This is a genomic window from Brenneria sp. hezel4-2-4, assembly GCF_013155275.1.
In the GTDB taxonomy this organism is placed as follows: Bacteria; Pseudomonadota; Gammaproteobacteria; order Enterobacterales; family Enterobacteriaceae; genus Brenneria.
In genome coordinates, this window is the sequence record NZ_JABJXS010000021.1 from 1 (window position 1) to 25,452 (window position 25,452).

A 25,452-nucleotide genomic window follows, 5' to 3' on the forward strand; every position below is an offset into this window, starting at 1 on the left:
CATTAAAATGGTTGTTAACCTGATAGCGCCGATCGCGATGGACGACGGTTTGCGTTTTGCAATCCGTGAAGGCGGCCGTACTGTTGGTGCGGGCGTTGTTGCTAAAGTTATCGCTTAATCGCTGATACACTAAGAGCGTAAAAAGGCACTTCGGTGCCTTTTTTTATGCTCACAGTCACAAATGTAAATTGAAATAAAAATTATTCTTATTTACAATAAGTGTATTGGTCAAAAAATGAGTCTCTCGGTATGTATGTTTGTTTGTGCAATGCGATATCCGATAAAGTCATCCGCCATACTGTTCGTCAGCACCAGCCTCAGTCTATGCAGCAACTGCGCAAATTAGTTCCTATTGGAAGCGATTGCGGTAAGTGTATTCGTCAGGCGCGGGTTATCCTGGAGGAAGAGCAGGCCAAAATACCTGATATGTATGAAGTAGCATAAAATGTAGGGTCGTTTTTTTGACTCTCTGCTTACTGGTTCTACACTTTTAAGAACTGGAGCGGAGGAGTATGTCATGAAAGGCGATAAAAAAGTCATTGCACATCTGAATAAGTTATTGGGCAACGAGCTGGTAGCGATTAACCAATATTTTCTACATGCCCGAATGTTTAAAAACTGGGGGCTGACCCGCCTTAACGATCACGAGTATCATGAGTCTATTGACGAAATGAAGCACGCCGATCGCTATATTGAACGAATCTTGTTTCTTGAAGGTATTCCCAATCTGCAAGATTTGGGGAAACTTAATATCGGCGAAGATGTTGAGGAGATGTTTCGTTCCGATCTTCAACTTGAACTCGATGGTGCGCAGGATTTACGTGAAGCCATCGCCTATGCGGATTCTGTGCATGATTACGTCAGCCGAGATCTGATGATAGAAATCCTGGCAGATGAAGAAGGGCACATCGATTGGTTGGAAACCGAACTGGATCTGATATCCCGGCTTGGGATACAAAACTACCTTCAGAGTCAGCTTAAAGAGCAATAATCTGCTTTTACCGCCAGCCATCCCACCGCCGGACATAGCGCTATGTTCCGGCTGTTATTCTAAATCATTTCATCCTGCGTGTTGCTTCCTGACTCAATTTGCGTATAATGCGCGAGCTTGCCGAATCTATGGTAAGTCTGATTTGTAGTGAATCAGCGAGCTAAGTTTATTAATTAGCCAAAAACAATACTCCCGATATGGGGGTTATGTACTAACGATTACACTCCCCCATCAATCGAAATGGGTGTGAGGAGTAATTATTTACGTTTATAAATAATTGGAGCTCTGGTCTCATGCAGAACCAAAGAATCCGTATCCGCCTGAAAGCGTTTGATCATCGTCTGATCGATCAATCAACTGCGGAAATCGTCGAGACTGCCAAGCGCACTGGTGCGCAAGTCCGTGGTCCGATCCCGCTGCCGACCCGCAAAGAGCGCTTTACCGTTCTGATCTCTCCGCACGTCAATAAAGATGCGCGCGATCAGTATGAAATCCGCACTCACAAGCGTCTGGTTGACATCGTTGAGCCAACCGAGAAAACCGTTGATGCTCTGATGCGTCTGGATCTGGCTGCCGGTGTAGACGTGCAGATCAGCCTGGGTTAATCAGGTCATTGAGCGATTGAGAGGTTGAAACAATGATTGGTTTAGTCGGTAAAAAAGTGGGCATGACTCGTATCTTCACTGAAGATGGCGTATCTATCCCCGTAACCGTTATCGAAATTGAAGCAAACCGCGTCACTCAGGTCAAAGACCTGACTAACGACGGTTACCGCGCTGTACAGGTAACAACCGGTGCTAAAAAAGCAAGCCGCGTTACCAAACCAGAAGCGGGTCACTTTGCTAAAGCCGGTGTTGAAGCTGGCCGTACTCTGCGTGAATTCCGTCTTGCAGAAGGCGAAGAATTCTCTGTAGGTCAGAGCATTAGTGTTGAAATTTTCGCAGACGTTAAAAAAGTAGACGTTACCGGTACATCTAAAGGTAAAGGTTTTGCCGGCACGGTTAAGCGCTGGAATTTCCGTACCCAGGATGCTACCCACGGTAACTCCTTGTCTCACCGCGTTCCGGGTTCTATCGGTCAGAACCAGACTCCGGGCAAAGTGTTCAAAGGCAAGAAAATGGCAGGCCAGCTGGGTAACGAGCGTGTAACCGTTCAGAGCCTGGACGTAGTGCGTGTTGACGCTGAGCGCAACCTGCTGCTGGTTAAGGGTGCTGTTCCGGGTGCGACCGGTAGCGACCTGATCGTTAAACCAGCAGTGAAGGCGTGAGGAGATAGCAATGGAATTAGTATTGAAAGACGCGCAAAGCGCGCTGACTGTTTCCGAAACTACCTTCGGTCGTGACTTCAACGAAGCGCTGGTACACCAGGTTGTTGTTGCTTACGCAGCAGGTGCCCGTCAAGGTACTCGCGCTCAGAAGACTCGTGCCGAAGTAACTGGTTCCGGTAAAAAACCGTGGCGTCAGAAAGGTACTGGCCGTGCGCGTTCAGGTTCTATCAAGAGCCCGATCTGGCGTTCCGGTGGTGTGACCTTCGCTGCCAAGCCTCAGGACCACAGTCAGAAAGTTAACAAAAAGATGTACCGCGGCGCGCTGAAAAGCATTCTGTCCGAACTGGTACGTCAAGATCGTCTGATCGTTGTCGAGAAGTTCTCTGTCGATGCGCCGAAAACCAAGCTGCTGGCACAGAAACTGAAAGACATGGCGCTGGAAGACGTACTGATCATCACCGGTGAACTGGATGAAAATCTGTTCCTGGCAGCGCGCAACCTGTACAAGGTTGATGTGCGTGATGTTGCCGGTATCGATCCAGTTAGCTTGATCGCCTTCGACAAAGTCGTCATGACTGCTGAAGCTGTTAAGCAAGTTGAGGAGATGCTCGCATGATCCGTGAAGAACGTCTGCTGAAAGTATTGCGCGCGCCGCACGTTTCTGAAAAAGCGTCTACTGCGATGGAAAAGAACAACACCATCGTGCTCAAAGTTGCTAAAGACGCGACTAAAGCAGAAATCAAAGCTGCTGTGCAGAAACTGTTTGAAGTCGAAGTCAATGATGTTCGCACCCTGGTAGTTAAAGGAAAAGTGAAACGTCATGGACAGCGTATCGGTCGTCGTAGCGACTGGAAAAAAGCTTACGTCACCCTGAAAGAAGGCCAGAATCTGGACTTCATCGGCGGCGCAGAGTAAGTCGGAGGAGTAAAGAACAATGGCAATTGTTAAATGTAAACCGACATCTCCGGGTCGTCGCCACGTTGTTAAAGTGGTTAACCCTGAGCTGCACAAGGGCAAACCTTATGCCCCGTTGCTGGAAAAGAACAGCAAATCCGGTGGCCGTAACAACAATGGCCGCATCACTACCCGTCACATCGGTGGTGGTCATAAGCAGGCTTACCGTCTGGTTGACTTCAAACGCAACAAAGATGGTATCCCGGCGGTTGTTGAGCGTCTGGAGTATGATCCGAACCGTTCCGCGAATATCGCGCTGGTTCTGTACAAAGACGGCGAACGCCGTTACATCCTGGCGCCGAAAGGCCTGAAAGCAGGCGACCAGATCCAATCTGGCGTTGATGCTGCAATTAAAACCGGCAACACCTTGCCGATGCGTAACATCCCTGTCGGTTCAACGGTTCACAACGTAGAAATGAAACCAGGTAAAGGCGGCCAGTTGGCGCGTTCTGCCGGTGCTTACGTTCAGATCGTTGCACGTGATGGTGGTTACGTTACCCTGCGTCTGCGTTCCGGCGAAATGCGTAAAGTCGAATCTGACTGCCGCGCGACGCTGGGCGAAGTCGGTAACGCTGAGCATATGCTGCGCGTTCTGGGTAAAGCAGGTGCTGCTCGCTGGCGTGGTGTTCGTCCTACCGTTCGCGGTACGGCGATGAACCCGGTAGACCACCCGCACGGTGGTGGTGAAGGTCGTAACTTTGGTAAGCACCCGGTATCCCCGTGGGGCGTACAGACCAAAGGTAAGAAGACCCGCAGCAACAAGCGTACTGATAAGTTTATCGTACGTCGCCGTACTAAATAATTTTAGAGGATAAACCATGCCACGTTCTCTCAAGAAAGGTCCATTTATTGACCTGCACTTGCTGAAGAAGGTAGAGAAAGCGGTGGAAAGCGGTGACAAGAAGCCTTTGCGCACTTGGTCCCGTCGTTCAACGATCTTTCCAAATATGATCGGTTTGACCATCGCTGTCCATAATGGTCGTCAGCACGTTCCGGTGTTTGTTTCCGATGAAATGGTCGGTCACAAACTGGGTGAATTCGCGCCGACTCGTACTTATCGCGGCCATGCGGCCGATAAAAAGGCTAAAAAGCGCTAAGGTAGGAGGAAGAGATGGAAACTATCGCTAAACATCGCCACGCTCGTTCTTCTGCTCAGAAGGTTCGCCTGGTGGCAGACCTGATTCGCGGTAAGAAAGTGTCGCAAGCTCTGGATATTCTGACCTATACCAACAAGAAAGCTGCTGGTCTGGTTAAAAAAGTACTGGAGTCTGCTATTGCTAACGCAGAACACAACGATGGCGCTGACATTGATGATCTGAACGTCGCGAAAATCTTCGTTGACGAAGGCCCAAGCATGAAGCGCATTATGCCGCGTGCCAAAGGTCGTGCGGATCGCATCCTGAAGCGTACCAGCCACATTACTGTGGTTGTGTCCGATCGCTGAGACTCTGGAGACTAGCAATGGGTCAGAAAGTACATCCTAATGGTATTCGACTGGGTATTGTCAAACCTTGGAACTCTACCTGGTATGCGAATACCAAAGAATTCGCTGACAACCTGGACAGCGACTTTAAAGTTCGTAAATACCTGACGAAGGAACTGGAGAAAGCTTCCGTTTCTCGTATCGTTATCGAACGTCCGGCCAAAAGCATCCGTGTGACTATTCACACTGCTCGTCCGGGCATCGTGATCGGTAAAAAAGGTGAAGATGTTGAAAAACTGCGTAAAGTCGTAGCGGATATCGCTGGCGTACCTGCACAGATCAACATCGCCGAAGTTCGTAAACCTGAACTGGACGCAAAACTGGTTGCTGACAGCATCACTTCTCAGCTGGAACGTCGCGTGATGTTCCGTCGTGCTATGAAGCGTGCGGTTCAGAACGCCATGCGTCTGGGCGCTAAAGGGATCAAAGTTGAAGTAAGCGGCCGTCTTGGCGGCGCTGAAATCGCGCGTACCGAATGGTATCGTGAAGGTCGCGTTCCGTTGCACACGCTGCGTGCGGATATCGACTACAACACCTCCGAAGCGCACACCACTTATGGTGTTATCGGTGTGAAAGTGTGGATCTTCAAAGGTGAGATCCTGGGTGGTATGGCTGCCGTTGAACAACCGGAAAAACCGGCTGCTCAACCTAAAAAGCAGCAGCGTAAAGGCCGCAAGTAAGGAGAGTCGCTGATGTTACAACCAAAGCGTACAAAATTCCGTAAGATGCACAAAGGCCGCAACCGCGGTCTGGCTGCCGGTACGGATGTTAGCTTCGGCACTTTCGGTCTGAAAGCTGTTGGCCGCGGTCGCCTGACCGCTCGTCAAATCGAAGCTGCACGTCGTGCCATGACCCGTGCCGTTAAGCGTCAAGGTAAGATCTGGATCCGTGTATTCCCGGACAAACCGATCACCGAAAAGCCGCTTGAAGTGCGTATGGGTAAAGGTAAAGGTAACGTAGAGTATTGGGTTGCCTTGATTCAGCCAGGTAAAGTCCTGTACGAAATGGACGGTGTGCCGGAAGAGTTAGCCCGTGAGGCATTCCAACTGGCAGCAGCGAAACTGCCGATCAAAACCACCTTTGTAACTAAGACGGTGATGTAATGAAAGCACAAGAGCTGCGTGAAAAGAGCGTTGAAGAGCTGAACACTGAGCTGCTCGAACTGCTGCGCGAACAATTCAATCTGCGCATGCAGGCGGCAAGTGGCCAGCTGCAACAAACTCACCTGTTGAAACAAGTGCGTCGTAATGTTGCACGTGTTAAGACTTTACTGACTGAGAAGGCGGGTGCGTAATGACCGATAAAATCCGTACTCTGCAAGGCCGAGTCGTTAGTGACAAAATGGAGAAATCCATGGTTGTCGCTATCGAACGTTTCGTGAAACACCCGCTTTACGGTAAGTTCATTAAGCGTACGACTAAGCTGCACGTACATGACGAAAACAACGAATGCGGTATCGGCGATGTGGTTGAAATCCGCGAATGCCGTCCGCTGTCCAAAACTAAGTCTTGGACGCTTGTTCGCGTTGTAGAGAAAGCGATTCTGTAATACAGTAGCGCTCTTCTCGATATGATAAACGGCTCAGTAATTGGGCCGTTTATTTTTTCTACCCATAATCTGGAAGCGGTGTTATAATGCTGCGCCCTTAATTATGGGGCATTTTAATGGCCTATCATGGGTCCTAAAGTAGTAGTTGACATTAGCGGAGCACTAACATGATCCAAGAACAGACTATGCTGAACGTGGCCGACAACTCCGGTGCACGTCGCGTAATGTGTATCAAGGTTCTAGGTGGCTCGCACCGTCGCTACGCAGGCGTCGGCGATATCATCAAGATTACCATCAAGGAAGCAATTCCTCGCGGTAAGGTGAAGAAAGGCGATGTACTGAAGGCGGTTGTGGTGCGCACCAAGAAGGGTGTTCGTCGCCCGGACGGTTCTGTCATTCGCTTCGATGGAAATGCTTGCGTTATTTTAAACAATAACAGCGAACAGCCTATCGGTACGCGTATTTTTGGGCCGGTAACTCGTGAACTGCGTAATGAGAAGTTCATGAAAATTATCTCTCTGGCACCAGAAGTACTCTAAGGAGCGAATCATGGCAGCGAAAATCCGTCGTGATGACGAAGTTATCGTGCTGACCGGCAAAGATAAAGGTAAGCGCGGTAAAGTAAAAAATGTCCTGTCTGCTAGTAAGGTCATTGTTGAAGGTATCAACCTGGTTAAAAAACATCAGAAGCCGGTTCCGGCCCTGAACCAACCAGGCGGCATCGTTGAAAAAGAAGCGGCAATTCAAGTTTCCAACCTTGCAATCTTCAATGCGGCAACTGGTAAGGCTGACCGTGTAGGCTTTAGATTCGAAGACGGCAAAAAAGTCCGTTTCTTTAAATCTAACAGCGAAACTATCAAGTAATTTGGAGTAGTACGATGGCGAAACTGCATGATTACTACAAAGACGAAGTAGTTAAAAAACTCATGACTGAGTTTAACTACAATTCTGTCATGCAAGTCCCTCGGGTCGAGAAGATCACCCTGAACATGGGTGTTGGTGAAGCGATCGCTGATAAGAAACTGCTGGATAACGCAGCAGCTGACTTAGCAGCAATCTCCGGTCAAAAACCGTTGATCACCAAAGCTCGCAAATCTGTTGCAGGCTTCAAAATCCGTCAGGGCTATCCGATCGGCTGTAAAGTAACTCTGCGTGGCGAACGCATGTGGGAGTTCCTTGAGCGACTGATTTCCATTGCTGTACCGCGTATTCGTGACTTCCGTGGCCTGTCCGCCAAGTCATTCGATGGCCGTGGTAACTACAGCATGGGTGTGCGTGAGCAGATCATCTTCCCGGAAATCGACTATGACAAAGTCGATCGCGTTCGTGGTTTGGATATTACCATTACCACCACTGCGAAATCCGATGATGAAGGCCGTGCGCTGTTGGCCGCCTTTAACTTCCCATTCCGCAAGTAAGGTAGGGTTACTAATGGCTAAGCAATCCATGAAAGCACGCGAAGTCGTTCGCGTGAAACTGGCTGATAAATACCGCGCTAAACGCGAGGAATTGAAAGCTATTATCTCTGGTGTGAACTCTTCCGACGAAGAACGTTGGGATGCAGTTCTTAAGCTGCAGACTCTGCCGCGTGATTCCAGCCCGTCTCGTCAGCGTAACCGCTGCCGTCAAACTGGTCGTCCGCATGCTTTCCTGCGGAAGTTCGGGTTGAGCCGTATCAAGGTCCGTGAAGCCGCTATGCGCGGTGAAATTCCGGGTCTGAAAAAGGCTAGCTGGTAATTGTCACCAATTGAATCACGGGAGTAAAGACAGATGAGCATGCAAGATCCGATCGCGGATATGCTGACCCGTATCCGTAACGGTCAAGCCGCGAACAAAGTTGCGGTCACCATGCCTTCCTCCAAGCTGAAAGTGGCAATTGCCAACGTGCTGAAGGAAGAAGGTTACATTGAAGATTTTAAAATCGAAGGCGACGCCAAGCCTGTTCTGGAATTAGCACTTAAATATTTCCAGGGCAAGGCAGTGGTAGAAAGCATTCAGCGAGTAAGCCGTCCAGGTCTGCGCATCTATAAAAGAAAAGATGAGCTGCCAAAAGTTATGGCCGGTTTAGGTATCGCGGTTGTTTCTACCTCTAAAGGTGTTATGACTGATCGTGCAGCTCGCCAGGCTGGTCTTGGTGGCGAGATTATCTGCTACGTAGCTTAATCGGGAGGAAAGAATGTCTCGTGTTGCAAAAGCACCCGTCGTCATTCCTGCCGGCGTAGAGGTAAAACTCAACGGTCAGGTTATTTCGATTAAGGGTAAAAACGGCGAGCTGAGTCGTAAGATCCATGACGCTGTTGAAGTTAAACAGGCTGACAACGCTCTGACTTTCGCCCCGCGCGAAGGTTTCGTTGACGGATGGGCCCAAGCGGGTACCACTCGTGCTCTGTTAAACGCAATGGTTGTCGGTGTTACCGAAGGCTTCACCAAGAAGCTGCAGCTGGTCGGTGTTGGTTATCGTGCTGCCGTAAAAGGCAACGTAGTGAATCTGTCTCTTGGGTTCTCTCATCCGGTTGACCACGCGCTGCCGGCAGGTATTACCGCAGAGTGTCCTAGCCAAACTGAAATCGTGCTGAAAGGCGCTGATAAGCAGGTTATTGGTCAGGTCGCTGCGGAAATACGCGCCTACCGTCGTCCTGAGCCTTACAAAGGCAAGGGTGTCCGTTACGCCGACGAAGTCGTGCGTACCAAAGAGGCTAAGAAGAAGTAAGGTAACACTATGGATAAGAAAGCAGCTCGTATCCGTCGTGCGACCCGCGCACGCCGCAAGCTCCAGGAACTGGGTGCGACGCGTCTGGTGGTACATCGTACCCCACGCCATATTTATGCGCAGGTCATCGCACCGAACGGTTCTGAAGTCCTGGTAGCCGCTTCTACTGTAGAAAAAGCTATCGCTGAGCAACTGAAGTATACCGGTAACAAAGATGCAGCTATCGCAGTAGGTAAAGCTATTGCTGAACGCGCATTGGAAAAAGGGATTAAAGACGTATCCTTTGACCGTTCCGGTTTCCAATATCATGGTCGAGTCCAGGCACTGGCAGATGCTGCCCGTGAAGCTGGCCTTCAGTTCTAAGGTAGAGGTGTAAGATGGCTCACATCGAGAAACAAGCTGGCGAACTGCAGGAAAAGCTGATCGCGGTAAATCGCGTATCTAAAACCGTTAAAGGTGGCCGTATTTTCAGCTTCACCGCACTGACTGTAGTGGGTGATGGCAACGGTCGCGTTGGTTTTGGTTACGGAAAAGCGCGCGAAGTTCCGGCAGCGATCCAGAAAGCGATGGAAAAAGCCCGTCGCAATATGATGAATGTCGCGCTGAACAACGGCACCCTGCAGCACCCGGTTAAAGGTGCTCACACGGGCTCTCGTGTGTTCATGCAGCCGGCTTCCGAAGGTACCGGTATTATTGCCGGCGGTGCAATGCGCGCCGTTCTGGAAGTCGCAGGGGTACACAACGTATTGGCTAAGGCCTATGGTTCCACTAACCCGATTAACGTGGTTCGTGCAACGATTGATGGTCTGGCAAATATGAAGTCCCCGGAAATGGTCGCTGCCAAGCGTGGTAAATCCGTTGAAGAAATTCTGGGGTAATTAACCATGGCAAAGACTATTAAAATAACTCAAACCCGTAGTGCAATCGGTCGTCTGCCAAAACACAAGGCAACGCTGCTTGGCCTGGGTCTGCGTCGTATTGGACATACTGTTGAACGTGAGGATACTCCTGCGGTTCGCGGTATGGTCAACGCGGTTTCCTATATGGTTAAAGTGGAGGAGTAAGAGATGCGTTTAAATACTCTGTCTCCGGCCGAAGGTGCGAAACACGCACCGAAGCGTTTAGGTCGTGGTATCGGTTCTGGCCTGGGTAAAACCGGCGGTCGTGGTCACAAGGGTCAGAAGTCTCGTTCTGGCGGTGGCGTACGTCGTGGTTTTGAAGGCGGTCAGATGCCTTTATACCGTCGTCTGCCGAAATTCGGTTTTACTTCTCGCAAAGCAATGGTTACGGCAGAAGTTCGTCTGTCTGACCTGGCTAAAGTGGAAGGCGACATCGTTGACCTGAATACGCTGAAAGCCGCTAATGTTATTGGCATTCAGATCGAATTCGCGAAAGTGATTCTGTCTGGTGAAGTTGCTCGTCCGGTAACGATTCGTGGTCTGCGTGTCACTAAAGGTGCTCGTGCTGCTATCGAAGCTGCTGGCGGTAAAATTGAGGAATAAGTAGCAGATGGCCAAACAACCAGGATTAGATTTTCAAAGTGCTAAAGGCGGAGTTGGCGAACTGAAGCGCAGACTATTGTTTGTTATCGGTGCGCTGATCGTTTTCCGTATTGGCTCTTTTATTCCGATTCCTGGTATTGATGCCACTGTGCTTGCCAAATTGCTTGAGCAACAGCGGGGCACTATCATTGAAATGTTTAACATGTTCTCTGGTGGTGCTCTGAGCCGTGCTTCTATCTTTGCTCTGGGTATTATGCCGTACATTTCGGCATCAATTATTATCCAACTGTTGACGGTGGTTCATCCGGCGTTGGCGGAAATAAAGAAAGAAGGGGAGGCTGGCCGTCGCAAGATTAGCCAGTACACCCGTTACGGCACGTTGGTATTGGCGATATTTCAGTCGATCGGTATTGCTACCGGTCTGCCGAATATGCCGGGAATGCAGGGTCTGGTGTTAAATCCGGGCTTTGCGTTCTATTTTACCGCTGTTGTAAGCCTGGTTACGGGAACCATGTTCCTGATGTGGCTGGGTGAACAGATTACGGAACGAGGTATCGGTAACGGTATTTCGATCATAATCTTCGCTGGTATTGTTGCGGGTTTGCCGCCGGCCATTGGCCATACCATCGAGCAAGCGCGGCAAGGCGACCTGCACTTCCTCCTGTTGCTGTTGGTTGCAGTTTTAGTGTTTGCAGTAACCTTCTTCGTTGTTTTCATTGAACGTGGTCAACGGCGTATTGTCGTTAACTATGCCAAACGTCAACAAGGTCGTCGTGTTTATGCAGCACAGAGTACGCATTTACCGTTGAAAGTGAATATGGCGGGGGTTATCCCAGCTATCTTTGCTTCCAGCATTATTCTGTTCCCTGCCACGATTGCATCCTGGTTTGGGGGCGGTACCGGTTGGAACTGGCTGACGACAATTTCGCTGTATTTGCAGCCCGGACAACCGCTTTATGTGCTACTCTATGCGTCTGCAATCATCTTCTTCTGTTTCTTCTACACTGCGTTGGTTTTCAACCCGCGTGAAACAGCAGATAACCTGAAGAAGTCCGGTGCATTCGTGCCAGGAATTCGTCCGGGAGAGCAAACGGCGAAATATATCGATAAGGTAATGACTCGTCTGACTTTGGTTGGTGCGATGTACATTACTTTCATCTGCCTGATCCCGGAGTTCATGCGTGACGCAATGAAAGTGCCTTTCTATTTCGGCGGCACGTCATTATTGATCGTTGTTGTGGTCATCATGGACTTTATGGCTCAAGTGCAAACTCTGATGATGTCGAGTCAATACGAGTCTGCATTGAAGAAAGCAAACCTGAAAGGCTATAACCGTTGATCGGGCGAGCTTGAGAAGTTACGGAGAGTAAAAATGAAAGTTCGTGCTTCCGTCAAGAAATTATGTCGTAACTGTAAGATTGTTAAGCGTAACGGTGTCGTTCGTGTGATCTGCAGTGCCGAACCGAAGCATAAACAGCGTCAAGGCTGATTATCTCGCATATTTTTCTTGCAAAGTTGGGTTGAGCTGGCTAGATTAGCCAGCCAATCTTTTGTATGTAACTGCAATACTATTTGAGTATCCTGAAAACGGGCTTTTCAGAATGGTATTGCTGTATAAAATTGTAGGAGTGCATAGTGGCCCGTATAGCAGGCATTAACATTCCTGATCATAAACATACCGTTATCGCGTTAACGGCGATCTACGGTATTGGTAAAACTCGTTCGCAGGCTATTTGCGCTGCATCGGGTATTGCTGAAAATGTTAAGATCAGTGAGCTGTCTGAAGAGCAAATCGAAAAGCTGCGTGACGAAGTTGCCAAGTTTGTTGTCGAAGGTGATCTGCGTCGTGAAGTTACCCTGAGCATCAAGCGTCTTATGGATCTTGGTACTTATCGTGGTTTGCGTCATCGTCGTGGTCTGCCGGTTCGCGGTCAGCGTACCAAGACTAACGCCCGTACCCGTAAGGGTCCGCGCAAACCGATCAAGAAATAATCGGGGTGATTGAATAATGGCAAAGGCACCTATTCGTACACGTAAGCGTGTAAGAAAGCAAGTCTCTGACGGTGTGGCTCATATCCATGCTTCTTTTAACAACACCATCGTAACTATTACCGATCGTCAGGGTAATGCGCTGGGTTGGGCAACTGCCGGTGGTTCCGGTTTCCGTGGTTCTCGTAAGTCTACGCCATTCGCCGCTCAGGTTGCAGCAGAGCGCTGTGCCGAAGCAGTGAAAGAGTACGGTATTAAGAACCTGGAAGTTATGGTTAAAGGACCTGGTCCGGGCCGTGAGTCTACTATCCGCGCATTGAACGCGGCTGGTTTCCGCATCACTAATATTACTGATGTGACTCCGATCCCTCATAACGGTTGTCGTCCGCCGAAAAAGCGTCGCGTATAACGCTGCTTTTAGGATTGTTGGAGAAAGAAAATGGCAAGATATTTGGGTCCTAAGCTCAAGCTGAGCCGTCGTGAAGGCACCGACCTGTTTCTGAAGTCTGGTGTTCGTGCGATCGATTCCAAGTGTAAGATTGAACAAGCTCCTGGCCAGCACGGTGCGCGTAAACCGCGTCTGTCTGACTATGGTGTGCAGTTGCGTGAAAAGCAAAAAGTTCGCCGTATTTACGGTGTGCTGGAACGCCAGTTCCGTAACTATTATAAAGAAGCAGCACGTCTGAAAGGCAACACAGGTGCGAACCTGTTACAACTGCTGGAAGGCCGTCTGGATAACGTTGTTTATCGTATGGGTTTTGGCGCCACTCGTGCTGAAGCACGTCAGCTGGTTAGCCACAAAGCTATTATGGTAAACGGTCGCGTTGTCAGCATCGCTTCTTATCAGGTATCCCCGAATGACGTAGTCAGCATCCGTGAGAAAGCTAAAAAGCAATCTCGCGTTAAAGCCGCTCTGGAGCTGGCTGAACAGCGTGAAAAGCCAACTTGGCTGGAAGTTGATGCTGCCAAGATGGAAGGTGTGTTCAAACGTATTCCTGAACGTACCGATCTGTCTGCGGACATTAATGAACACCTGATCGTCGAGCTTTACTCCAAGTAAAGCTTAGTACCAAAGAGAGGACACAATGCAGGGTTCTGTGACAGAGTTTCTAAAACCGCGCCTGGTTGATATCGAGCAAGTGAGTTCGACGCACGCCAAGGTGACCCTTGAGCCGTTAGAGCGGGGCTTCGGCCATACTCTTGGCAACGCACTGCGCCGTATTCTGCTTTCATCCATGCCAGGTTGCGCGGTGACCGAGGTTGAGATTGATGGTGTACTGCATGAGTACAGCACCAAAGAAGGCGTACAGGAAGATATCCTGGAAATCCTGCTCAACCTGAAAGGGCTGGCGGTGAGAGTTCAAGGCAAAGATGAAGTTATTCTTACCCTGAATAAATCTGGCATTGGCCCTGTGACTGCAGCCGACATCATCCATGATGGTGATGTCGAAATCGTCAAGCCACAGCACTTGATCTGCCATCTGACTGATGAAAACGCCGCGATCAGCATGCGTATCAAGGTTCAGCGTGGTCGTGGTTATGTGCCGGCATCTGCCCGTATTCATACGGAAGAAGATGAGCGCCCGATTGGTCGCCTGTTAGTCGATGCTTGCTACAGCCCTGTAGAGCGTATTGCCTACAATGTTGAAGCGGCGCGCGTAGAACAGCGTACCGATTTGGATAAGCTGGTCATCGAAATGGAAACCAATGGCACGATCGATCCTGAAGAGGCGATCCGCCGTGCGGCCACCATTCTGGCTGAACAACTTGAAGCTTTTGTTGACCTGCGTGATGTACGTCAACCGGAAGTTAAAGAAGAAAAACCAGAATTCGATCCGATCCTGCTGCGCCCTGTTGACGATCTGGAATTGACTGTCCGCTCTGCTAACTGCCTCAAGGCAGAAGCTATCCACTACATCGGTGATCTGGTACAGCGTACCGAGGTTGAGCTATTGAAAACGCCTAACCTGGGTAAAAAATCTCTTACTGAGATTAAAGACGTGCTGGCTTCGCGTGGTCTTTCTCTGGGCATGCGCCTGGAAAACTGGCCGCCGGCAAGCATTGCTGATGAGTAACCGGATCACAGGTTAAGGTTTTACTGAGAAGGATAAGGTCATGCGCCATCGTAAGAGTGGTCGTCAACTGAACCGTAACAGCAGCCATCGTCAGGCTATGTTCCGTAACATGGCTAGTTCTTTGGTTCGTCATGAGATTATCAAGACGACCCTGCCGAAAGCAAAAGAGCTGCGTCGTGTTGTTGAACCGCTGATTACTCTTGCCAAGACCGACAGCGTTGCTAATCGTCGTCTGGCATTCGCCCGTACTCGTGATAACGAGATCGTGGCAAAACTGTTTAATGAACTGGGCCCGCGTTTCGCGAGCCGTGCCGGTGGTTACACTCGTATTCTGAAGTGTGGCTTCCGTGCAGGCGACAATGCGCCGATGGCATACATCGAGCTTGTTGATCGTTCTGTTTCTGCGACAGAAGAAGTTGCTACTGCGGAGTAATCTGTAAGAGCATAAAAAAACCGGGGAAACCCGGTTTTTTTACGTCTGAAATAAGCTAACCTGTGAGGGTAGATCAAACCGAATAGAGATTGTGGAATGTGGTTGATTGACGAGATGGTTGAACGCCATATAGCTCACGCTCAGCAAAATGGTGTTTTTGATAACCTTCCCGGTTCGGGACGTCCCCTGGTGTTGGATGATGACAGCGCTGTACCTCCCGATCTCAGAGTGGGTTATCGGCTGCTCAAGAATGCAGGGTGTTTACCGGTCGAACTGCAAGAGCGTAAGGAAGCATTGGCGTTGGCCGATATACTGCAAACTATTTCTCGCGAATCACCTGACTATCAGGAAAAATCGCGGCGTTTGCGCGTACTCGAACTGAACCTGCGGCAAAAAGGTATCAATACTGACTTTTTACACGGCGAATACGCATCATCGCTGAAAAAAAAGTTTTAAAGGTGCAATAAATTATTCCAGCCTGCCTGTTTTCACCTTATTTTCTACACTATACTTTTCACGCTTTATTTCTATCATCCGGTCCCATGAGGAGTGTGATTATGACCACCTATCGTCATAAACGAGGAAAGATCCAGGATAATGCCATTGAAGCATTGCTGCATGACCCGTTGTTTCGCCAAAGAGTAGAGGTTAACGCAAAAGGTAAAGGTAGCTATCGTCGAAAAGACAAACATGCCAAGAAAGGAAATTGGGAGGCCAGCGGTAAGCAATCGAATGATTCTTTACCGCTGGCCTTTTTGTTTTCTGATGTGAAGACGCCGTTGTACAACGGACTATTTAAGTGATTTACAGTTTGGACTGTTGCTGATTTTTTAGCAGATCGCGAATTTCAGTTAACAATGTTTCTTCTGCGCTGGGCTTTGGCGGCGCGGCAGGAGCATCTTCTTGTTTACGACGCATTTTGTTCATTAGCTTAATCGCCATGAAAATCGCAAACGCCACAATAATGAAGTCAAAAACATTCTGAATAAATACACCGTACTGCATAACGACTGCGGGAACATCGCCCTGCGCAGCACGTAAAACAAGACTGAATTGCTTGAAGTCCACTCCGCCGATAAGTAGCCCAAGCGGGGGCATAATAATATCGGATACCAGCGACGATACGATTTTACCGAAAGCCGCACCAATGATTACCCCGACTGCCAGATCCACGACGTTGCCACGCATGGCAAATTCTCGGAATTCTTTAATAATACTCATAACCACACTCCTTGATAAAAAGATAAATTAATTTTAACCAATAGTTTTATATTTGCCATATCACCTTGTGATGTGTAAAGAATAACGTCTTTTGATTACAAGAAGAATGGACTTGGCTGGAATAAGCGTTCCACATCAGGCACGAATTTTTTGTCCGTCAAGAACATGATAATGTGATCGCCCTGCTCAATATGGGTATTATCATTGGCGATGATGACATCATCTCCGCGAACGATAGCGCCGATGGTGGTGCCTGGCGGAAGTTTAATGTCTTCCACCATGCGCCCGACCACTTTTGAGGTGTCCTGATCGCCGTGCGCGATGGCTTCGATGGCCTCTGCGGCCCCTCGGCGCAGCGATGAAACGCTGACGATATCAGCTTTACGCACATGGCTGAGTAGCGCTGATATCGTTGCTTGCTGCGGAGAGATCGCAACATCAATGACACTGCCTTGTACCAAATCAACGTAAGCCCGACGCTGTATGAGCACCATCGCTTTTTTGGCGCCCATCCGTTTAGCCAACATCGCCGACATGATATTGGCTTCGTCGTCATTGGTGATGGCGATAAATACGTCGATTTGCTCAATATGCTCTTCGGCCAGGAGTTCCTGATCTGAGGCATCGCCATGAAAAACGATGGTATCCTGCAATAATTCGGCAAGCTCGGCGGCGCGATCCGCATTCCGCTCTATCAGTTTAATGCTGTAATCTTTTTCCAGCCGTTGGGCTAAGCCCGCCCCTACATTTCCCCCGCCAACGATCATGATGCGTTTATAGGGGTTCTCCAGCCGTTGCAGTTCACTCATAACGGCTCGAATATTCTGCGATGCCGCGACAAAAAATACTTCATCGCCTGCTTCAATCACGGTGGAACCCTGGGGACGAATAGGGCGGTCGTGACGGAAAATCGCGGCAACGCGCGTTTCTATATGCGGGATGTGTTCACGAATAGATGACAAAGCATTACCGACCAGTGGACCGCCATAATAGGCATTTACCGCGGCGATGCTGACTTTACCCTGCGCGAAATTAACCACCTGGAGCGCGCCCGGATACTCAATCAGCTTGTAAATATTATCGATCACCAGTTGTTCCGGAGAGATCAAATGATCAATGGGAACGGCTTCAGGCAGAAACAACTGATCGGATTCACGTATATATTCGGCAGATCTAATCCGTGCAATACGGTTCGGGGTGTTGAAAAGCGAATAGGCTATTTGGCACGCGACCATGTTGGTTTCATCGGAGTTGGTGACCGCAACCAACATATCCGCATCTTCCGCGCCCGCCTCTCGCAGCACTCGCGGATGGGAAGCGTAACCAGTGACCACACGGAGATCGAATTTGTCCTGAAGCTGACGTAAGCGGGTCGTATCGGTGTCGACGACGGTGATGTCGTTGTTTTCACCCGCCAGATTTTCTGCCAGCGTGCCGCCTACCTGACCAGCGCCAAGAATAATAATCTTCATAATACATTCTGCCGTATATGTTATAGCCGTGTGGTTGTAGACAATACTGGGGTTAATATCCGTTTTTTACCAGCTTGGCGTAGAAGAAACCATCGCCGTCATCCGGGCTGGGGAGTTTCTGAAGCCCTGGTTTCGCCTTACTGCCGGTATCGACTAACCGAGCATCGGCATGGCGATTGAGGAAATCCTCTATTTGCCGCTGATTCTCTTCCGGCATGATTGAGCAAGTTGCATAGACCAGCGTGCCGCCGATTTTCAGGTGGGGCCAGATTGCATCAAGGATCTCTTTTTGCAGTAAAGCAAGCTCGGCAATGTCGTTGTCGCGACGCAACCATTTAATATCCGGGTGCCGGCGAATAACGCCTGTAGCAGAGCAGGGCGCATCCAGAAGAATGCGATCGAATACTTTGTCGCCGCGCCAGGTGGCAGGGTAGCGTCCGTCGCCTTGTTTTATCTCAGCGTGCAACTGCAAGCGCTGTAGATTTTCTTTCACCCGTTTTAATCGTGAGTCATCGATATCAATGGCTAAAACATGCGATTTTGGCGCGGCTTCGAGGATGTGCGTTGTTTTGCCGCCTGGCGCCGCACAGAGATCGAGAATTTGCTCGCCGTCCTGTGGCGACAGCCAATGGACGCATCCCTGGGCTGAGGCGTCCTGTACGGTAACCCACCCTTGTGCGAACCCGGGCAGCAGGTCGACCGCGCTGGGCACAGACAGCCTGATGGCATCAGGGTAATCAGCATGCGGGAAAGCGTCGATGTTTTCCCGTGCGAGCAGCGCCAGATATTCATCGCGGGTGTGATGCAAGCGATTGACTCTCAGCCACATTGGCGGCCGCTGGTTATTGGCATCGACGATTTTTTCCCAGTCTTCAGGGTAGGCTTTTTTAATACGCGTCAGTAACCAACTCGGATGCAGATAGCGTGTGGGAGTGTTCGCCGCGCGTTGCAGCAGTTCATCTTGTTGGCGTTGAAACTGACGTAAAACGCCGTTAATCAGACCTTTAAGCTGCGGGCGCTTCATGGCTACGGCGCCTTCCACCGTTTCAGCCAGCGCGGCATGCGCCGGAATGCGGGTATACAGCAATTGGTACATGCCAACCATGATAAGGTAGTGCAGCGGGCGCTGTTTTCCCGTCAACGGTTTTGCCATCAGTTGTTGAATACACCACTCCAACTGCGGCAATACGCGCAGTACGCCAAAACACAGTTCCTGCAATAATGCGCGATCTTTATCTGCGATATCACGCTGATAAGCGGGCAACAATGCGCTGAGCGATTGTCCATGGTCTACTACTTGCCCCACCACTTTAGCGGCAATACTGCGAAGGTTATATGAGCTTTTCATTTGTTAGCGACTACGTGAGAGATAGGGCATACCGGCGCTAATGGCCGGTATAAAAGTCGATTAGTCCAGAATAGCACCGGGTGTAAACCACTCACGACGCGAGTTAAGTAAATCCTGTGCTTTCATCATTTTTTTGCCAGCAGGCTGTAATTCAAGAATATTTAAAATATTTTCCCGAGTGGCAACCTGAATGCCATTCTTGTCGGCTTGCAGAATAGTCCCTGGCTGCGCATGATGATTGGACGAAATAACCTCGGCTTTCCACACTTTAACCGGCTGTTCGTCTATCAGGAAGTAGCTTACAGGCCAGGGATTAAAAGCCCGGATACAACGCTCAAGCTGCGCCGCAGACAGTTGCCAGTCAAGACGGGCTTCTTCCTTACTGAGTTTTTCAGCATAGGTGGCAAGCGCGTCATCCTGATCTTCGGCTACCGCGCGGGCATTGGCAAGCTGTTCCAGCGTTTCCAACAGACCGCGCGGCCCCAGGTCCGCCAGTTTGCCGTACAACGTTGCGCTGGTGTCGTCTTGAAGGATCGGGCATTCAATCTTATGCAACATCGCGCCGGTATCAAGGCCGGCGTCCATTTGCATAATGGTTACGCCGGTACGCCGATCGCCAGCCCACAGCGCACGCTGAATCGGCGCGGCGCCTCGCCAGCGGGGCAGAAGCGAACCGTGTACGTTGATACAGCCGAGACGCGGCATGTTCAGCACGGTTTGCGGTAAAATCAGCCCATAAGCGACAACCACCATTACATCCGCGTGGAGTGCTTCAACCATCTCCTGCCCTTCGCTTTGGCGCAGCGATTTGGGTTGATACACCGGAACGCCATGTTGTTCGGCCAGAATTTTTACCGGGCTGGGCGTAAGCTTGTTGCCTCTTCCCGCCGGGCGATCGGGTTGGGTGAATACGCCAACAATCTGATGTTGAGATGAAAACAGCGCGTCGAGATGACGCGCTGCGAAGTCAGGTGTTCCAGCAAAGATAATGCGTAAAGAATCAGACACGTCGTTTCCTGTCAGGAAAATAAAATGATTAATTCCGGCTGTTTTGTTTAGCCAGCTTTTCCAATTTTTGACGGATTCTCTGGCGTTTCAGCGGGGAGAGATAATCGATAAACAGTTTCCCGACCAGATGATCCATTTCATGCTGAATACAAATCGCCAGAAGACCATCGGTTTCCAGTTCAAAGGTGTTTCCTTCTCGATCCAGGGCGCGAATTTTTACGCGCTCGGCACGCGGAACCAGCGCCCTTGTTTCCGGGATCGACAGGCACCCTTCTTCTATGCCGGTATCGCCGCTCTTCTCAAGAAGTTCGGGATTAATCAAAACCAGTCTCTGATCCCGTTCTTCCGAAACATCAATAACAATAATACGCTGGTGAATATCAACCTGGGTGGCGGCCAGGCCAATGCCTTCTTCTGCATACATGGTATCGAACATATCATCGACGATACGCTGGATGTCTGCATTGACTTCTTTTACGGGCTGCGCTTTTATGCGAAGCCGCTCGTCCGGAAAATGTAATACCTGCAAAACTGACATATATATTTAGATCTGTATCCGAGAGATGAAAGAGTATCAGCCCCTATTCTAGACATTTCCCGCACCGATTGACAGCATCTGAACTTAATTGCACGGTTGACCCGAACCCGGCGGAATAAAGGATGAGCCATGTTATCAACGGAAATCTGGTTGCGCTTGACGGGCGTGAAACATTTGGGCGCCAAGCGGGCCGGGGTAATAGCCAGAGAACTTATTGCGCTGGGCGATCACAACAGGCGTGACTTGATACATCTCGGCATGACTGACGTTCAGGCCGAACAGTTTCAACGCTTTGACCCGCGGAGAGTCGAGGACACGCTGCGCTGGTTGTCGCAGCCTGACCACCATATGGTGACCTGTAGTGATAAAAGATATCCATTTTTGCTTGGGAATATCAGCGCCTTTCCTCTTTTGCTTTTTGTTGCCGGCGATCCCACTTTATTGGCATCGCCGCAAATCGCGATTGTCGGCAGCCGCAATAACAGCGCCTATGGGGATCAATGGGGATATTTCTTTGCTCAGGAACTGGCGGTCAATAATCTCACCATCACCAGCGGGCTGGCTATCGGGATTGACGGCATCGCCCATCGCGCTACGCTCGATGTCGATGGTAAAACCATCGCTATCCTGGGCAGCGGACTGGAGAACATTTACCCCATGCGTCACCGTAAACTGGCCGCGCGCATTCTTGACCAGGGCGGCGCATTGGTATCTGAGTTTCCGCTGGCAACGCCGCCGTTGGCTGTGAATTTTCCACGAAGAAATCGTATTATCAGCGGGCTGAGTCTGGGAGTGCTGGTGGTTGAAGCGTCCGTGCGCAGCGGCTCTCTGGTTACGGCGCGTTATGCGTTGGATCAGGGGCGGGACGTCTTTGCCTTACCAGGGGCTATAGGCAACCCGATGACTGAAGGAACTCACTGGCTGATTCAACAGGGAGCCTATCTTGTCACCCATCCGAAAAATATTGTCGAACAGCTAAGAAGCGGGCTTCACTGGATCTGCGCCGACAACGATCAAACTATTTCTGCCGTAGAAGAGGATGTTGAATTGCCATTTGCTGATGTGTTGGCTAACGTAGGAGATGAGGTTACACCTGTTGACGTTGTCGCTGAACGTGCCGGCCAACCTGTGCCAGAGATAGTGAGTAAGCTATTGGAGCTGGAGTTAGCAGGATGGATCGCAGCAGTACCCGGCGGCTATGTCCGATTAAGGAGGGCAGGCCATGTTCGACGTACTCATGTACTTGTTTGAAACTTATATTCACAATGAAACTGAAATGCGTGTCGATCAGGATACGTTGACCGATGACCTCACCCGTGCTGGATTTCATCGTAATGACATCTATAGCGCGTTGAGTTGGCTGGAAAAATTGGCTGACATACAGGAAGGCCAAAATACGCCCCTCAACCTGGCTCATGATCCCTTGGCAATCCGTATTTATACGCAGGATGAAGAGCAGCGCCTTGATGCCGACTGCCGGGGATTTTTATTATTTCTCGAACAGATCCAGGTATTAAACCTGGAAACGCGTGAGATGGTGATTGACCGGGTGATGGCGTTGGAAACGCAGGAATTCGATCTGGAAGATCTTAAGTGGGTCATTCTTATGGTGCTTTTCAATGTTCCCGGGTGTGAGAACGCGTACCAGCAAATGGAAGAGCTGCTGTTTGAGGAAAATGACGGTTATGTGCAATAGCCCAGAGTGTAATGGATAAGGAATGGCTAAGACTGTACTTTTTGCCGACAAGAAACAAGAGGTTTGCCCTGAGTGCGGGTCTGCGCTGGTGATCCGTTCCGGCCGGCACGGGCCTTTTCTTGGTTGCTCCCGTTATCCTGAATGTGAATTCATTCGTCCGCTTAAGGCGCAGGCGGACGGTCATGTGGTCAAGGTGCTTGATGGGCAATTCTGTCCGAGTTGCCAGTCACTGTTGGTGCTAAGACAAGGGCGTTACGGCATGTTCATCGGGTGCGAAAACTATCCGGAATGTAATCACACGGAGGCGATCGATCGGCCGGATGAAACGGCGTTAAGCTGTCCGCAATGCCATAAAGGAACACTGTTACAGCGTAAGTCACGCTATGGGAAAGTGTTTCATGCATGCTCCCGTTATCCTGATTGTCAGTTTACGCTCAATAATAAACCGGTAGCAGGGGAATGCCTCCACTGCCGCTATCCTTTACTTTTCGAGAAGAAAACGGCGAAAGGCATCAAGCTCTTTTGCGCCAGTAAATTATGTGGGAAGCCGGCAACGGCTGAAGTTGATAAAAATGAATGAGATCGCCGATGATTTACTGCTCCCCATAGTGCAGGCATTGAGAAACGAAAAAGTTGTGGCTTATCCCACCGAAGCCGTTTTTGGTTTGGGGTGCGATCCGGATAGTGAGGTTGCGGTTAAGCGTTTGCTGGCTCTGAAACAACGTCCGTGGCAAAAAGGATTGATTCTTATTGCTGCTGACTATCGGCAGTTAGCGCCTTATGTAGACGATAGCGCGTTGTCTGACGAGCAAAAGAAAACCCTGTTCTCCAGTTGGCCCGGGCCTGTTACCTGGGTGATCCCGGCTAAGTCCACGACGCCATCGTGGCTGACCGGGCAATTTAGTTCGCTTGCTGTGCGGGTCAGCGCGCATCCATTGGTAAAACAACTGTGTCTGAGTTACGGCAAACCGCTGGTTTCAACCAGCGCCAATTTGAGCGGACTGCCCCCTTGTCGTACTGAAGATGAGGTTTATCAACAGTTCGGTGCAGCGTTTCCTGTTGTTCATGGCAACGTCGGCGGCAGAAAAAATCCATCAGAGATAAGAGATATTTTAACCGGTGAACGGCTGCGTCAAGGTTAATGTAAAGATTGGAGAATAGGGTGTCGGAGATAAAATCTTTTGCTGTTTTTGGTAATCCAATCGCGCATAGCAAGTCGCCGCGCATACATGAGTTATTTGCTGCTCAGACGAGGATTGATCTTACCTATAGTCGTTTATTAGCGCCGTTGGACAGTTTTGAAGCGGTGTTGAGACGCTATTTTCAGGATGGAGCCTGTGGGGCGAATATTACCGCGCCGTTTAAAGAGAGGGCCTTTGCTGAAGTTGATGAGCGGAGCGAATGTGCCTCTCTTGCCGGGGCGGTTAATACACTGAAGAAACTGAACGATGGGCGCCTGCTGGGCGATAATACCGATGGCATTGGTTTATTAAGTGATTTACAACGCCTGAATTTTATCAACCCGCAGGATCGTATCTTGTTGGTCGGCGCGGGCGGCGCGGCGCGTGGCGTTATCCAGCCGCTGCTGGCTTATGGCTGTTCGATTGTCGTTACCAACAGAACGTTTTCCAAAGCTGATGCTCTGGCGCAGATATTCAGTTCCGTTGGCAATATTCAGGCGTTGGCGTTGGATGATCTGCACGGTCGGGATTTTGAACTGATTATTAATGCAACGTCATCAGGCGTTCATGGCAATATTCCTGAGTTGCCGACCACATTAATATCGCCACAAACGCGCTGCTACGACATGTTTTATTTGCCAGGCCTGACGCCGTTTTTGGTATGGTGCGCACAGCATGGGGCAAACAGTCATGCAGATGGAATAGGAATGCTGGTGGGGCAAGCGGCTCACGCCTTTCAACTCTGGCATGGCGTAATGCCGGATGTCGTGCCTGTCATTGAACAGCTAAAACGGGAACTTGCTCGATGAATCAGTCGATCCAGTTTCCGGATCGTGAAGTCTGGAATGACGAGCATCAGGCTATCTGTTTTCCCGTATTGATCAATGGATATCAGCAGGAATGCCGAATCAGCGCAAAACAGCTAATGCAGCGCTATGGCGGTGACGCTCCGGAACAGTGGATATCGCTGTTCCGGCTGCATCGTTGGGATCTGGAGGATGAGTTTGAAAAAATGGTGCTCGGCGATGAATATGACGCTCAGGGCTGTTTCTCATTATCCTGAGTAAGATAGTCGTCTTTCCAGTGCACGTAGTTATTTGCCGAGTATACAAGTCCTTCTATCTCTTCCTGACTCAGAGGGCGAATTCTTTTTGCCGGGCTGCCGAGATACAGGTAACCGCTTTCCAGACGTTTTCCCGGAGAGACGAGACTCCCGGCGCCGATCATGACGTCATCTTCAACGACGGCGCCGTCAAGAATAATGGAACCCATACCGACCAACACACGATTGCCGATCGTGCATCCGTGTAACATCGCTTTATGACCTACAGTGACATCATCCCCGATGATTAATGGATTACCCGCCGGATTTTTTTCTGAGCTGTGCGTAATGTGCAACACGGAACCGTCCTGAATGTTGCTCCTCGCTCCGATGCTTATATTGTTCACATCACCCCGGATCACCACCAGAGGCCAGATACTGACATCGTCGCCAAGAGTAACGTTGCCAATAACCACGCTTGATTGATCAATCATGACGTTTTCGCCAATGTCAGGAAATACGCCTTTATAGCCACGAACGATTTCAGGTCCCATCAACAACCCCCTTAATTGATTACATCGTATGTTGACCGGTAAACAAAATATCGGCAGAGATATGGCGTCAGCAAGCTGAAAGTAACCTCGATCGAACAAGATCTCAACGAAAGGGGCGAAAAATACGCGAACGGAAAAAAAGATCGAAAAAGTGGTTGTGTAAAGAAATGGGATCCCTATAATGCGCCTCCATCGACACGGCGCTGTGAAGTAAATCACATACTGGCCGGTGAAGAAGAAAGGGAAAACGGTTAAAATAAACGTTGACTCTGCAAGAGGAACGCGTAATATACGCCACCTCGCGTTAGCGGCCCAGGCCACAGCGCACTGCTCTTTAACAATTTAATCAGACAATCTGTGTGGGCACTCACAAGACAATATCGGCAAACGATATAAAAAAGTCTTGAAGAGTGACTGACAGTAAATTCATTACGAATAAA

At 49.8% G+C, this 25,452-nt stretch carries 45 protein-coding genes; 39 read left to right on the plus strand and 6 right to left on the minus strand.

Translation table 11 applies throughout. The annotated features are described in order from the left end of the window. The 33 genes from HOY33_RS20085 to HOY33_RS20245 all read left to right on the plus strand — a co-directional run. Positions 1-118, plus strand: a 118-nt coding sequence (locus tag HOY33_RS20085; RefSeq protein ID WP_199379605.1) for a hypothetical protein, incomplete at its 5' end; no start/stop codon positions are given. A gap of 131 nt (positions 119-249) precedes the next feature. After that, positions 250-444: a bacterioferritin-associated ferredoxin gene (gene bfd, locus HOY33_RS20090; RefSeq protein WP_172291813.1), complete on the plus strand. Its 195-nt coding sequence runs from the start codon at positions 250-252 to the stop codon at positions 442-444. Positions 445-517: 73 nt separating this feature from the next. After that, complete coding sequence (gene bfr, locus HOY33_RS20095) at positions 518-991, plus strand: bacterioferritin (RefSeq protein ID WP_172291814.1); 474 nt, start codon at positions 518-520, stop codon at positions 989-991. A gap of 293 nt (positions 992-1,284) precedes the next feature. Beyond that, positions 1,285-1,596, plus strand: coding sequence for a 30S ribosomal protein S10 (gene rpsJ, locus HOY33_RS20100; RefSeq protein ID WP_001181005.1), 312 nt, complete (start codon positions 1,285-1,287; stop codon positions 1,594-1,596). A gap of 32 nt (positions 1,597-1,628) precedes the next feature. Beyond that, entirely contained in the window at positions 1,629-2,258 is a 630-nt protein-coding gene (gene rplC / locus HOY33_RS20105) for a 50S ribosomal protein L3 (RefSeq protein WP_172291815.1), read from the plus strand. Between the two features lie 10 nt (positions 2,259-2,268). After that, entirely contained in the window at positions 2,269-2,874 is a 606-nt protein-coding gene (gene rplD / locus HOY33_RS20110) for a 50S ribosomal protein L4 (RefSeq protein WP_172291816.1), read from the plus strand. Beyond that, positions 2,871-3,173 carry a 50S ribosomal protein L23 gene (gene rplW / locus HOY33_RS20115; protein ID WP_009111205.1) on the plus strand — a complete coding sequence of 101 codons (303 nt, stop codon included), beginning with the start codon at positions 2,871-2,873 and terminating at the stop codon, positions 3,171-3,173. The genes rplD and rplW overlap by 4 nt, the downstream gene beginning before the upstream one ends. Positions 3,174-3,192: 19 nt before the next feature. Then, on the plus strand, positions 3,193-4,014 hold the full coding sequence (gene rplB, locus HOY33_RS20120) for a 50S ribosomal protein L2 (protein WP_172291817.1): 822 nt from the start codon (positions 3,193-3,195) through the stop codon (positions 4,012-4,014). Positions 4,015-4,030: 16 nt separating this feature from the next. Beyond that, positions 4,031-4,309 carry a 30S ribosomal protein S19 gene (rpsS, locus tag HOY33_RS20125; RefSeq protein ID WP_004929772.1) on the plus strand — a complete coding sequence of 93 codons (279 nt, stop codon included), beginning with the start codon at positions 4,031-4,033 and terminating at the stop codon, positions 4,307-4,309. A gap of 14 nt (positions 4,310-4,323) precedes the next feature. After that, a complete protein-coding gene (rplV, locus tag HOY33_RS20130) occupies positions 4,324-4,656 on the plus strand; it encodes a 50S ribosomal protein L22 (protein WP_172291818.1) in 333 nt (110 codons plus the stop codon). Between the two features lie 17 nt (positions 4,657-4,673). After that, positions 4,674-5,375 carry a 30S ribosomal protein S3 gene (gene rpsC, locus HOY33_RS20135; protein ID WP_005970274.1) on the plus strand — a complete coding sequence of 234 codons (702 nt, stop codon included), beginning with the start codon at positions 4,674-4,676 and terminating at the stop codon, positions 5,373-5,375. Between the two features lie 12 nt (positions 5,376-5,387). Beyond that, complete coding sequence (rplP, locus tag HOY33_RS20140) at positions 5,388-5,798, plus strand: 50S ribosomal protein L16 (RefSeq protein WP_009111208.1); 411 nt, start codon at positions 5,388-5,390, stop codon at positions 5,796-5,798. Beyond that, positions 5,798-5,989, plus strand: a complete 192-nt coding sequence (gene rpmC / locus HOY33_RS20145) for a 50S ribosomal protein L29 (RefSeq protein WP_048637248.1) — start codon at positions 5,798-5,800, stop codon at positions 5,987-5,989. The genes rplP and rpmC overlap by 1 nt, the downstream gene beginning before the upstream one ends. Then, positions 5,989-6,243: a 30S ribosomal protein S17 gene (gene rpsQ, locus HOY33_RS20150; protein ID WP_011095505.1), complete on the plus strand. Its 255-nt coding sequence runs from the start codon at positions 5,989-5,991 to the stop codon at positions 6,241-6,243. Before rpmC ends, rpsQ begins: the two co-directional genes overlap by 1 nt. Before the next feature lie 167 nt (positions 6,244-6,410). Continuing rightward, positions 6,411-6,782: a 50S ribosomal protein L14 gene (rplN, locus tag HOY33_RS20155; RefSeq protein ID WP_000613954.1), complete on the plus strand. Its 372-nt coding sequence runs from the start codon at positions 6,411-6,413 to the stop codon at positions 6,780-6,782. Between the two features lie 10 nt (positions 6,783-6,792). Continuing rightward, a complete protein-coding gene (gene rplX / locus HOY33_RS20160) occupies positions 6,793-7,107 on the plus strand; it encodes a 50S ribosomal protein L24 (protein ID WP_005970267.1) in 315 nt (104 codons plus the stop codon). Between the two features lie 14 nt (positions 7,108-7,121). Next, entirely contained in the window at positions 7,122-7,661 is a 540-nt protein-coding gene (gene rplE, locus HOY33_RS20165; protein WP_005970265.1) for a 50S ribosomal protein L5, read from the plus strand. Positions 7,662-7,674: 13 nt separating this feature from the next. After that, positions 7,675-7,980, plus strand: coding sequence for a 30S ribosomal protein S14 (gene rpsN, locus HOY33_RS20170; protein ID WP_109491455.1), 306 nt, complete (start codon positions 7,675-7,677; stop codon positions 7,978-7,980). Positions 7,981-8,013: 33 nt separating this feature from the next. Then, positions 8,014-8,406, plus strand: a complete 393-nt coding sequence (rpsH, locus tag HOY33_RS20175; RefSeq protein WP_009111212.1) for a 30S ribosomal protein S8 — start codon at positions 8,014-8,016, stop codon at positions 8,404-8,406. A 13-nt stretch (positions 8,407-8,419) separates the two neighbouring features. Further along, entirely contained in the window at positions 8,420-8,953 is a 534-nt protein-coding gene (gene rplF / locus HOY33_RS20180) for a 50S ribosomal protein L6 (RefSeq protein WP_113868999.1), read from the plus strand. Positions 8,954-8,962: 9 nt separating this feature from the next. Then, positions 8,963-9,316: a 50S ribosomal protein L18 gene (gene rplR, locus HOY33_RS20185; protein WP_009111214.1), complete on the plus strand. Its 354-nt coding sequence runs from the start codon at positions 8,963-8,965 to the stop codon at positions 9,314-9,316. 14 nt (positions 9,317-9,330) lie between these two features. Next, positions 9,331-9,831 carry a 30S ribosomal protein S5 gene (gene rpsE, locus HOY33_RS20190; RefSeq protein WP_005970257.1) on the plus strand — a complete coding sequence of 167 codons (501 nt, stop codon included), beginning with the start codon at positions 9,331-9,333 and terminating at the stop codon, positions 9,829-9,831. 6 nt (positions 9,832-9,837) lie between these two features. Beyond that, a complete protein-coding gene (gene rpmD, locus HOY33_RS20195; RefSeq protein WP_004846568.1) occupies positions 9,838-10,017 on the plus strand; it encodes a 50S ribosomal protein L30 in 180 nt (59 codons plus the stop codon). A gap of 3 nt (positions 10,018-10,020) precedes the next feature. After that, a complete protein-coding gene (gene rplO / locus HOY33_RS20200; RefSeq protein WP_172291819.1) occupies positions 10,021-10,455 on the plus strand; it encodes a 50S ribosomal protein L15 in 435 nt (144 codons plus the stop codon). A 7-nt stretch (positions 10,456-10,462) separates the two neighbouring features. Next, on the plus strand, positions 10,463-11,794 hold the full coding sequence (secY, locus tag HOY33_RS20205) for a preprotein translocase subunit SecY (RefSeq protein ID WP_137712304.1): 1,332 nt from the start codon (positions 10,463-10,465) through the stop codon (positions 11,792-11,794). Between the two features lie 33 nt (positions 11,795-11,827). After that, the gene (gene rpmJ, locus HOY33_RS20210) at positions 11,828-11,944 is read left to right on the plus strand and encodes a 50S ribosomal protein L36 (protein ID WP_002227352.1); all 117 of its coding nucleotides are present in this window, start codon (positions 11,828-11,830) and stop codon (positions 11,942-11,944) included. Positions 11,945-12,090: 146 nt separating this feature from the next. Further along, on the plus strand, positions 12,091-12,447 hold the full coding sequence (gene rpsM / locus HOY33_RS20215; RefSeq protein ID WP_172291820.1) for a 30S ribosomal protein S13: 357 nt from the start codon (positions 12,091-12,093) through the stop codon (positions 12,445-12,447). Positions 12,448-12,463: 16 nt separating this feature from the next. Then, positions 12,464-12,853 (plus strand): 30S ribosomal protein S11, encoded by a 390-nt coding sequence (gene rpsK, locus HOY33_RS20220; protein WP_034865087.1) that lies wholly within the window; start codon positions 12,464-12,466, stop codon positions 12,851-12,853. 30 nt (positions 12,854-12,883) lie between these two features. Further along, positions 12,884-13,504: a 30S ribosomal protein S4 gene (rpsD, locus tag HOY33_RS20225; RefSeq protein WP_009111218.1), complete on the plus strand. Its 621-nt coding sequence runs from the start codon at positions 12,884-12,886 to the stop codon at positions 13,502-13,504. A 25-nt stretch (positions 13,505-13,529) separates the two neighbouring features. After that, positions 13,530-14,519 (plus strand): DNA-directed RNA polymerase subunit alpha, encoded by a 990-nt coding sequence (gene rpoA / locus HOY33_RS20230; RefSeq protein ID WP_113868991.1) that lies wholly within the window; start codon positions 13,530-13,532, stop codon positions 14,517-14,519. A gap of 40 nt (positions 14,520-14,559) precedes the next feature. After that, positions 14,560-14,952 carry a 50S ribosomal protein L17 gene (gene rplQ / locus HOY33_RS20235; protein WP_172291821.1) on the plus strand — a complete coding sequence of 131 codons (393 nt, stop codon included), beginning with the start codon at positions 14,560-14,562 and terminating at the stop codon, positions 14,950-14,952. Between the two features lie 96 nt (positions 14,953-15,048). Next, positions 15,049-15,408, plus strand: a complete 360-nt coding sequence (locus HOY33_RS20240) for a DUF1992 domain-containing protein (protein ID WP_172291822.1) — start codon at positions 15,049-15,051, stop codon at positions 15,406-15,408. A 101-nt stretch (positions 15,409-15,509) separates the two neighbouring features. After that, the gene (locus HOY33_RS20245) at positions 15,510-15,755 is read left to right on the plus strand and encodes an alternative ribosome-rescue factor A (RefSeq protein ID WP_172291823.1); all 246 of its coding nucleotides are present in this window, start codon (positions 15,510-15,512) and stop codon (positions 15,753-15,755) included. Position 15,756: 1 nt separating this feature from the next. Here the strand turns inward: HOY33_RS20245 and mscL are convergent, their stop codons facing one another. From mscL to def, 5 genes are all read right to left on the minus strand, one after another. Continuing rightward, positions 15,757-16,173: a large-conductance mechanosensitive channel protein MscL gene (gene mscL, locus HOY33_RS20250; RefSeq protein WP_172291824.1), complete on the minus strand. Its 417-nt coding sequence runs from the start codon at positions 16,171-16,173 to the stop codon at positions 15,757-15,759. Positions 16,174-16,268: 95 nt separating this feature from the next. Further along, complete coding sequence (gene trkA / locus HOY33_RS20255) at positions 16,269-17,645, minus strand: Trk system potassium transporter TrkA (protein ID WP_172291825.1); 1,377 nt, start codon at positions 17,643-17,645, stop codon at positions 16,269-16,271. Positions 17,646-17,697: 52 nt separating this feature from the next. Beyond that, positions 17,698-18,993: a 16S rRNA (cytosine(967)-C(5))-methyltransferase RsmB gene (gene rsmB / locus HOY33_RS20260; RefSeq protein ID WP_172291826.1), complete on the minus strand. Its 1,296-nt coding sequence runs from the start codon at positions 18,991-18,993 to the stop codon at positions 17,698-17,700. 60 nt (positions 18,994-19,053) lie between these two features. After that, the gene (fmt, locus tag HOY33_RS20265) at positions 19,054-20,001 is read right to left on the minus strand and encodes a methionyl-tRNA formyltransferase (RefSeq protein ID WP_172291827.1); all 948 of its coding nucleotides are present in this window, start codon (positions 19,999-20,001) and stop codon (positions 19,054-19,056) included. Between the two features lie 28 nt (positions 20,002-20,029). Next, positions 20,030-20,539, minus strand: a complete 510-nt coding sequence (gene def / locus HOY33_RS20270) for a peptide deformylase (protein ID WP_172291828.1) — start codon at positions 20,537-20,539, stop codon at positions 20,030-20,032. Between the two features lie 129 nt (positions 20,540-20,668). On the opposite strand from def, the gene dprA reads away from it, so the two are divergent. From dprA to HOY33_RS20300, 6 genes are read left to right on the plus strand one after another with little or no spacing between them, the layout of a single operon-like run. After that, positions 20,669-21,790: a DNA-protecting protein DprA gene (dprA, locus tag HOY33_RS20275; protein WP_172291829.1), complete on the plus strand. Its 1,122-nt coding sequence runs from the start codon at positions 20,669-20,671 to the stop codon at positions 21,788-21,790. Continuing rightward, on the plus strand, positions 21,762-22,235 hold the full coding sequence (locus HOY33_RS20280; RefSeq protein ID WP_048637267.1) for a DUF494 family protein: 474 nt from the start codon (positions 21,762-21,764) through the stop codon (positions 22,233-22,235). Before dprA ends, HOY33_RS20280 begins: the two co-directional genes overlap by 29 nt. 22 nt (positions 22,236-22,257) lie before the next feature. Continuing rightward, positions 22,258-22,815 (plus strand): type I DNA topoisomerase, encoded by a 558-nt coding sequence (locus HOY33_RS20285; RefSeq protein ID WP_172291830.1) that lies wholly within the window; start codon positions 22,258-22,260, stop codon positions 22,813-22,815. After that, a complete protein-coding gene (gene tsaC, locus HOY33_RS20290; RefSeq protein ID WP_172291831.1) occupies positions 22,808-23,377 on the plus strand; it encodes an L-threonylcarbamoyladenylate synthase type 1 TsaC in 570 nt (189 codons plus the stop codon). Before HOY33_RS20285 ends, tsaC begins: the two co-directional genes overlap by 8 nt. 20 nt (positions 23,378-23,397) lie before the next feature. Further along, positions 23,398-24,225: a shikimate dehydrogenase gene (gene aroE, locus HOY33_RS20295; RefSeq protein WP_172291832.1), complete on the plus strand. Its 828-nt coding sequence runs from the start codon at positions 23,398-23,400 to the stop codon at positions 24,223-24,225. Beyond that, on the plus strand, positions 24,222-24,479 hold the full coding sequence (locus tag HOY33_RS20300; protein ID WP_172291833.1) for a DUF1488 domain-containing protein: 258 nt from the start codon (positions 24,222-24,224) through the stop codon (positions 24,477-24,479). The genes aroE and HOY33_RS20300 overlap by 4 nt, the downstream gene beginning before the upstream one ends. Here the strand turns inward: HOY33_RS20300 and HOY33_RS20305 are convergent. Next, positions 24,455-25,012, minus strand: coding sequence for a gamma carbonic anhydrase family protein (locus HOY33_RS20305; RefSeq protein WP_172291834.1), 558 nt, complete (start codon positions 25,010-25,012; stop codon positions 24,455-24,457). The two genes, HOY33_RS20300 and HOY33_RS20305, sit on opposite strands and share 25 nt — an antisense overlap. Positions 25,013-25,452: the final 440 nt, after the last annotated feature.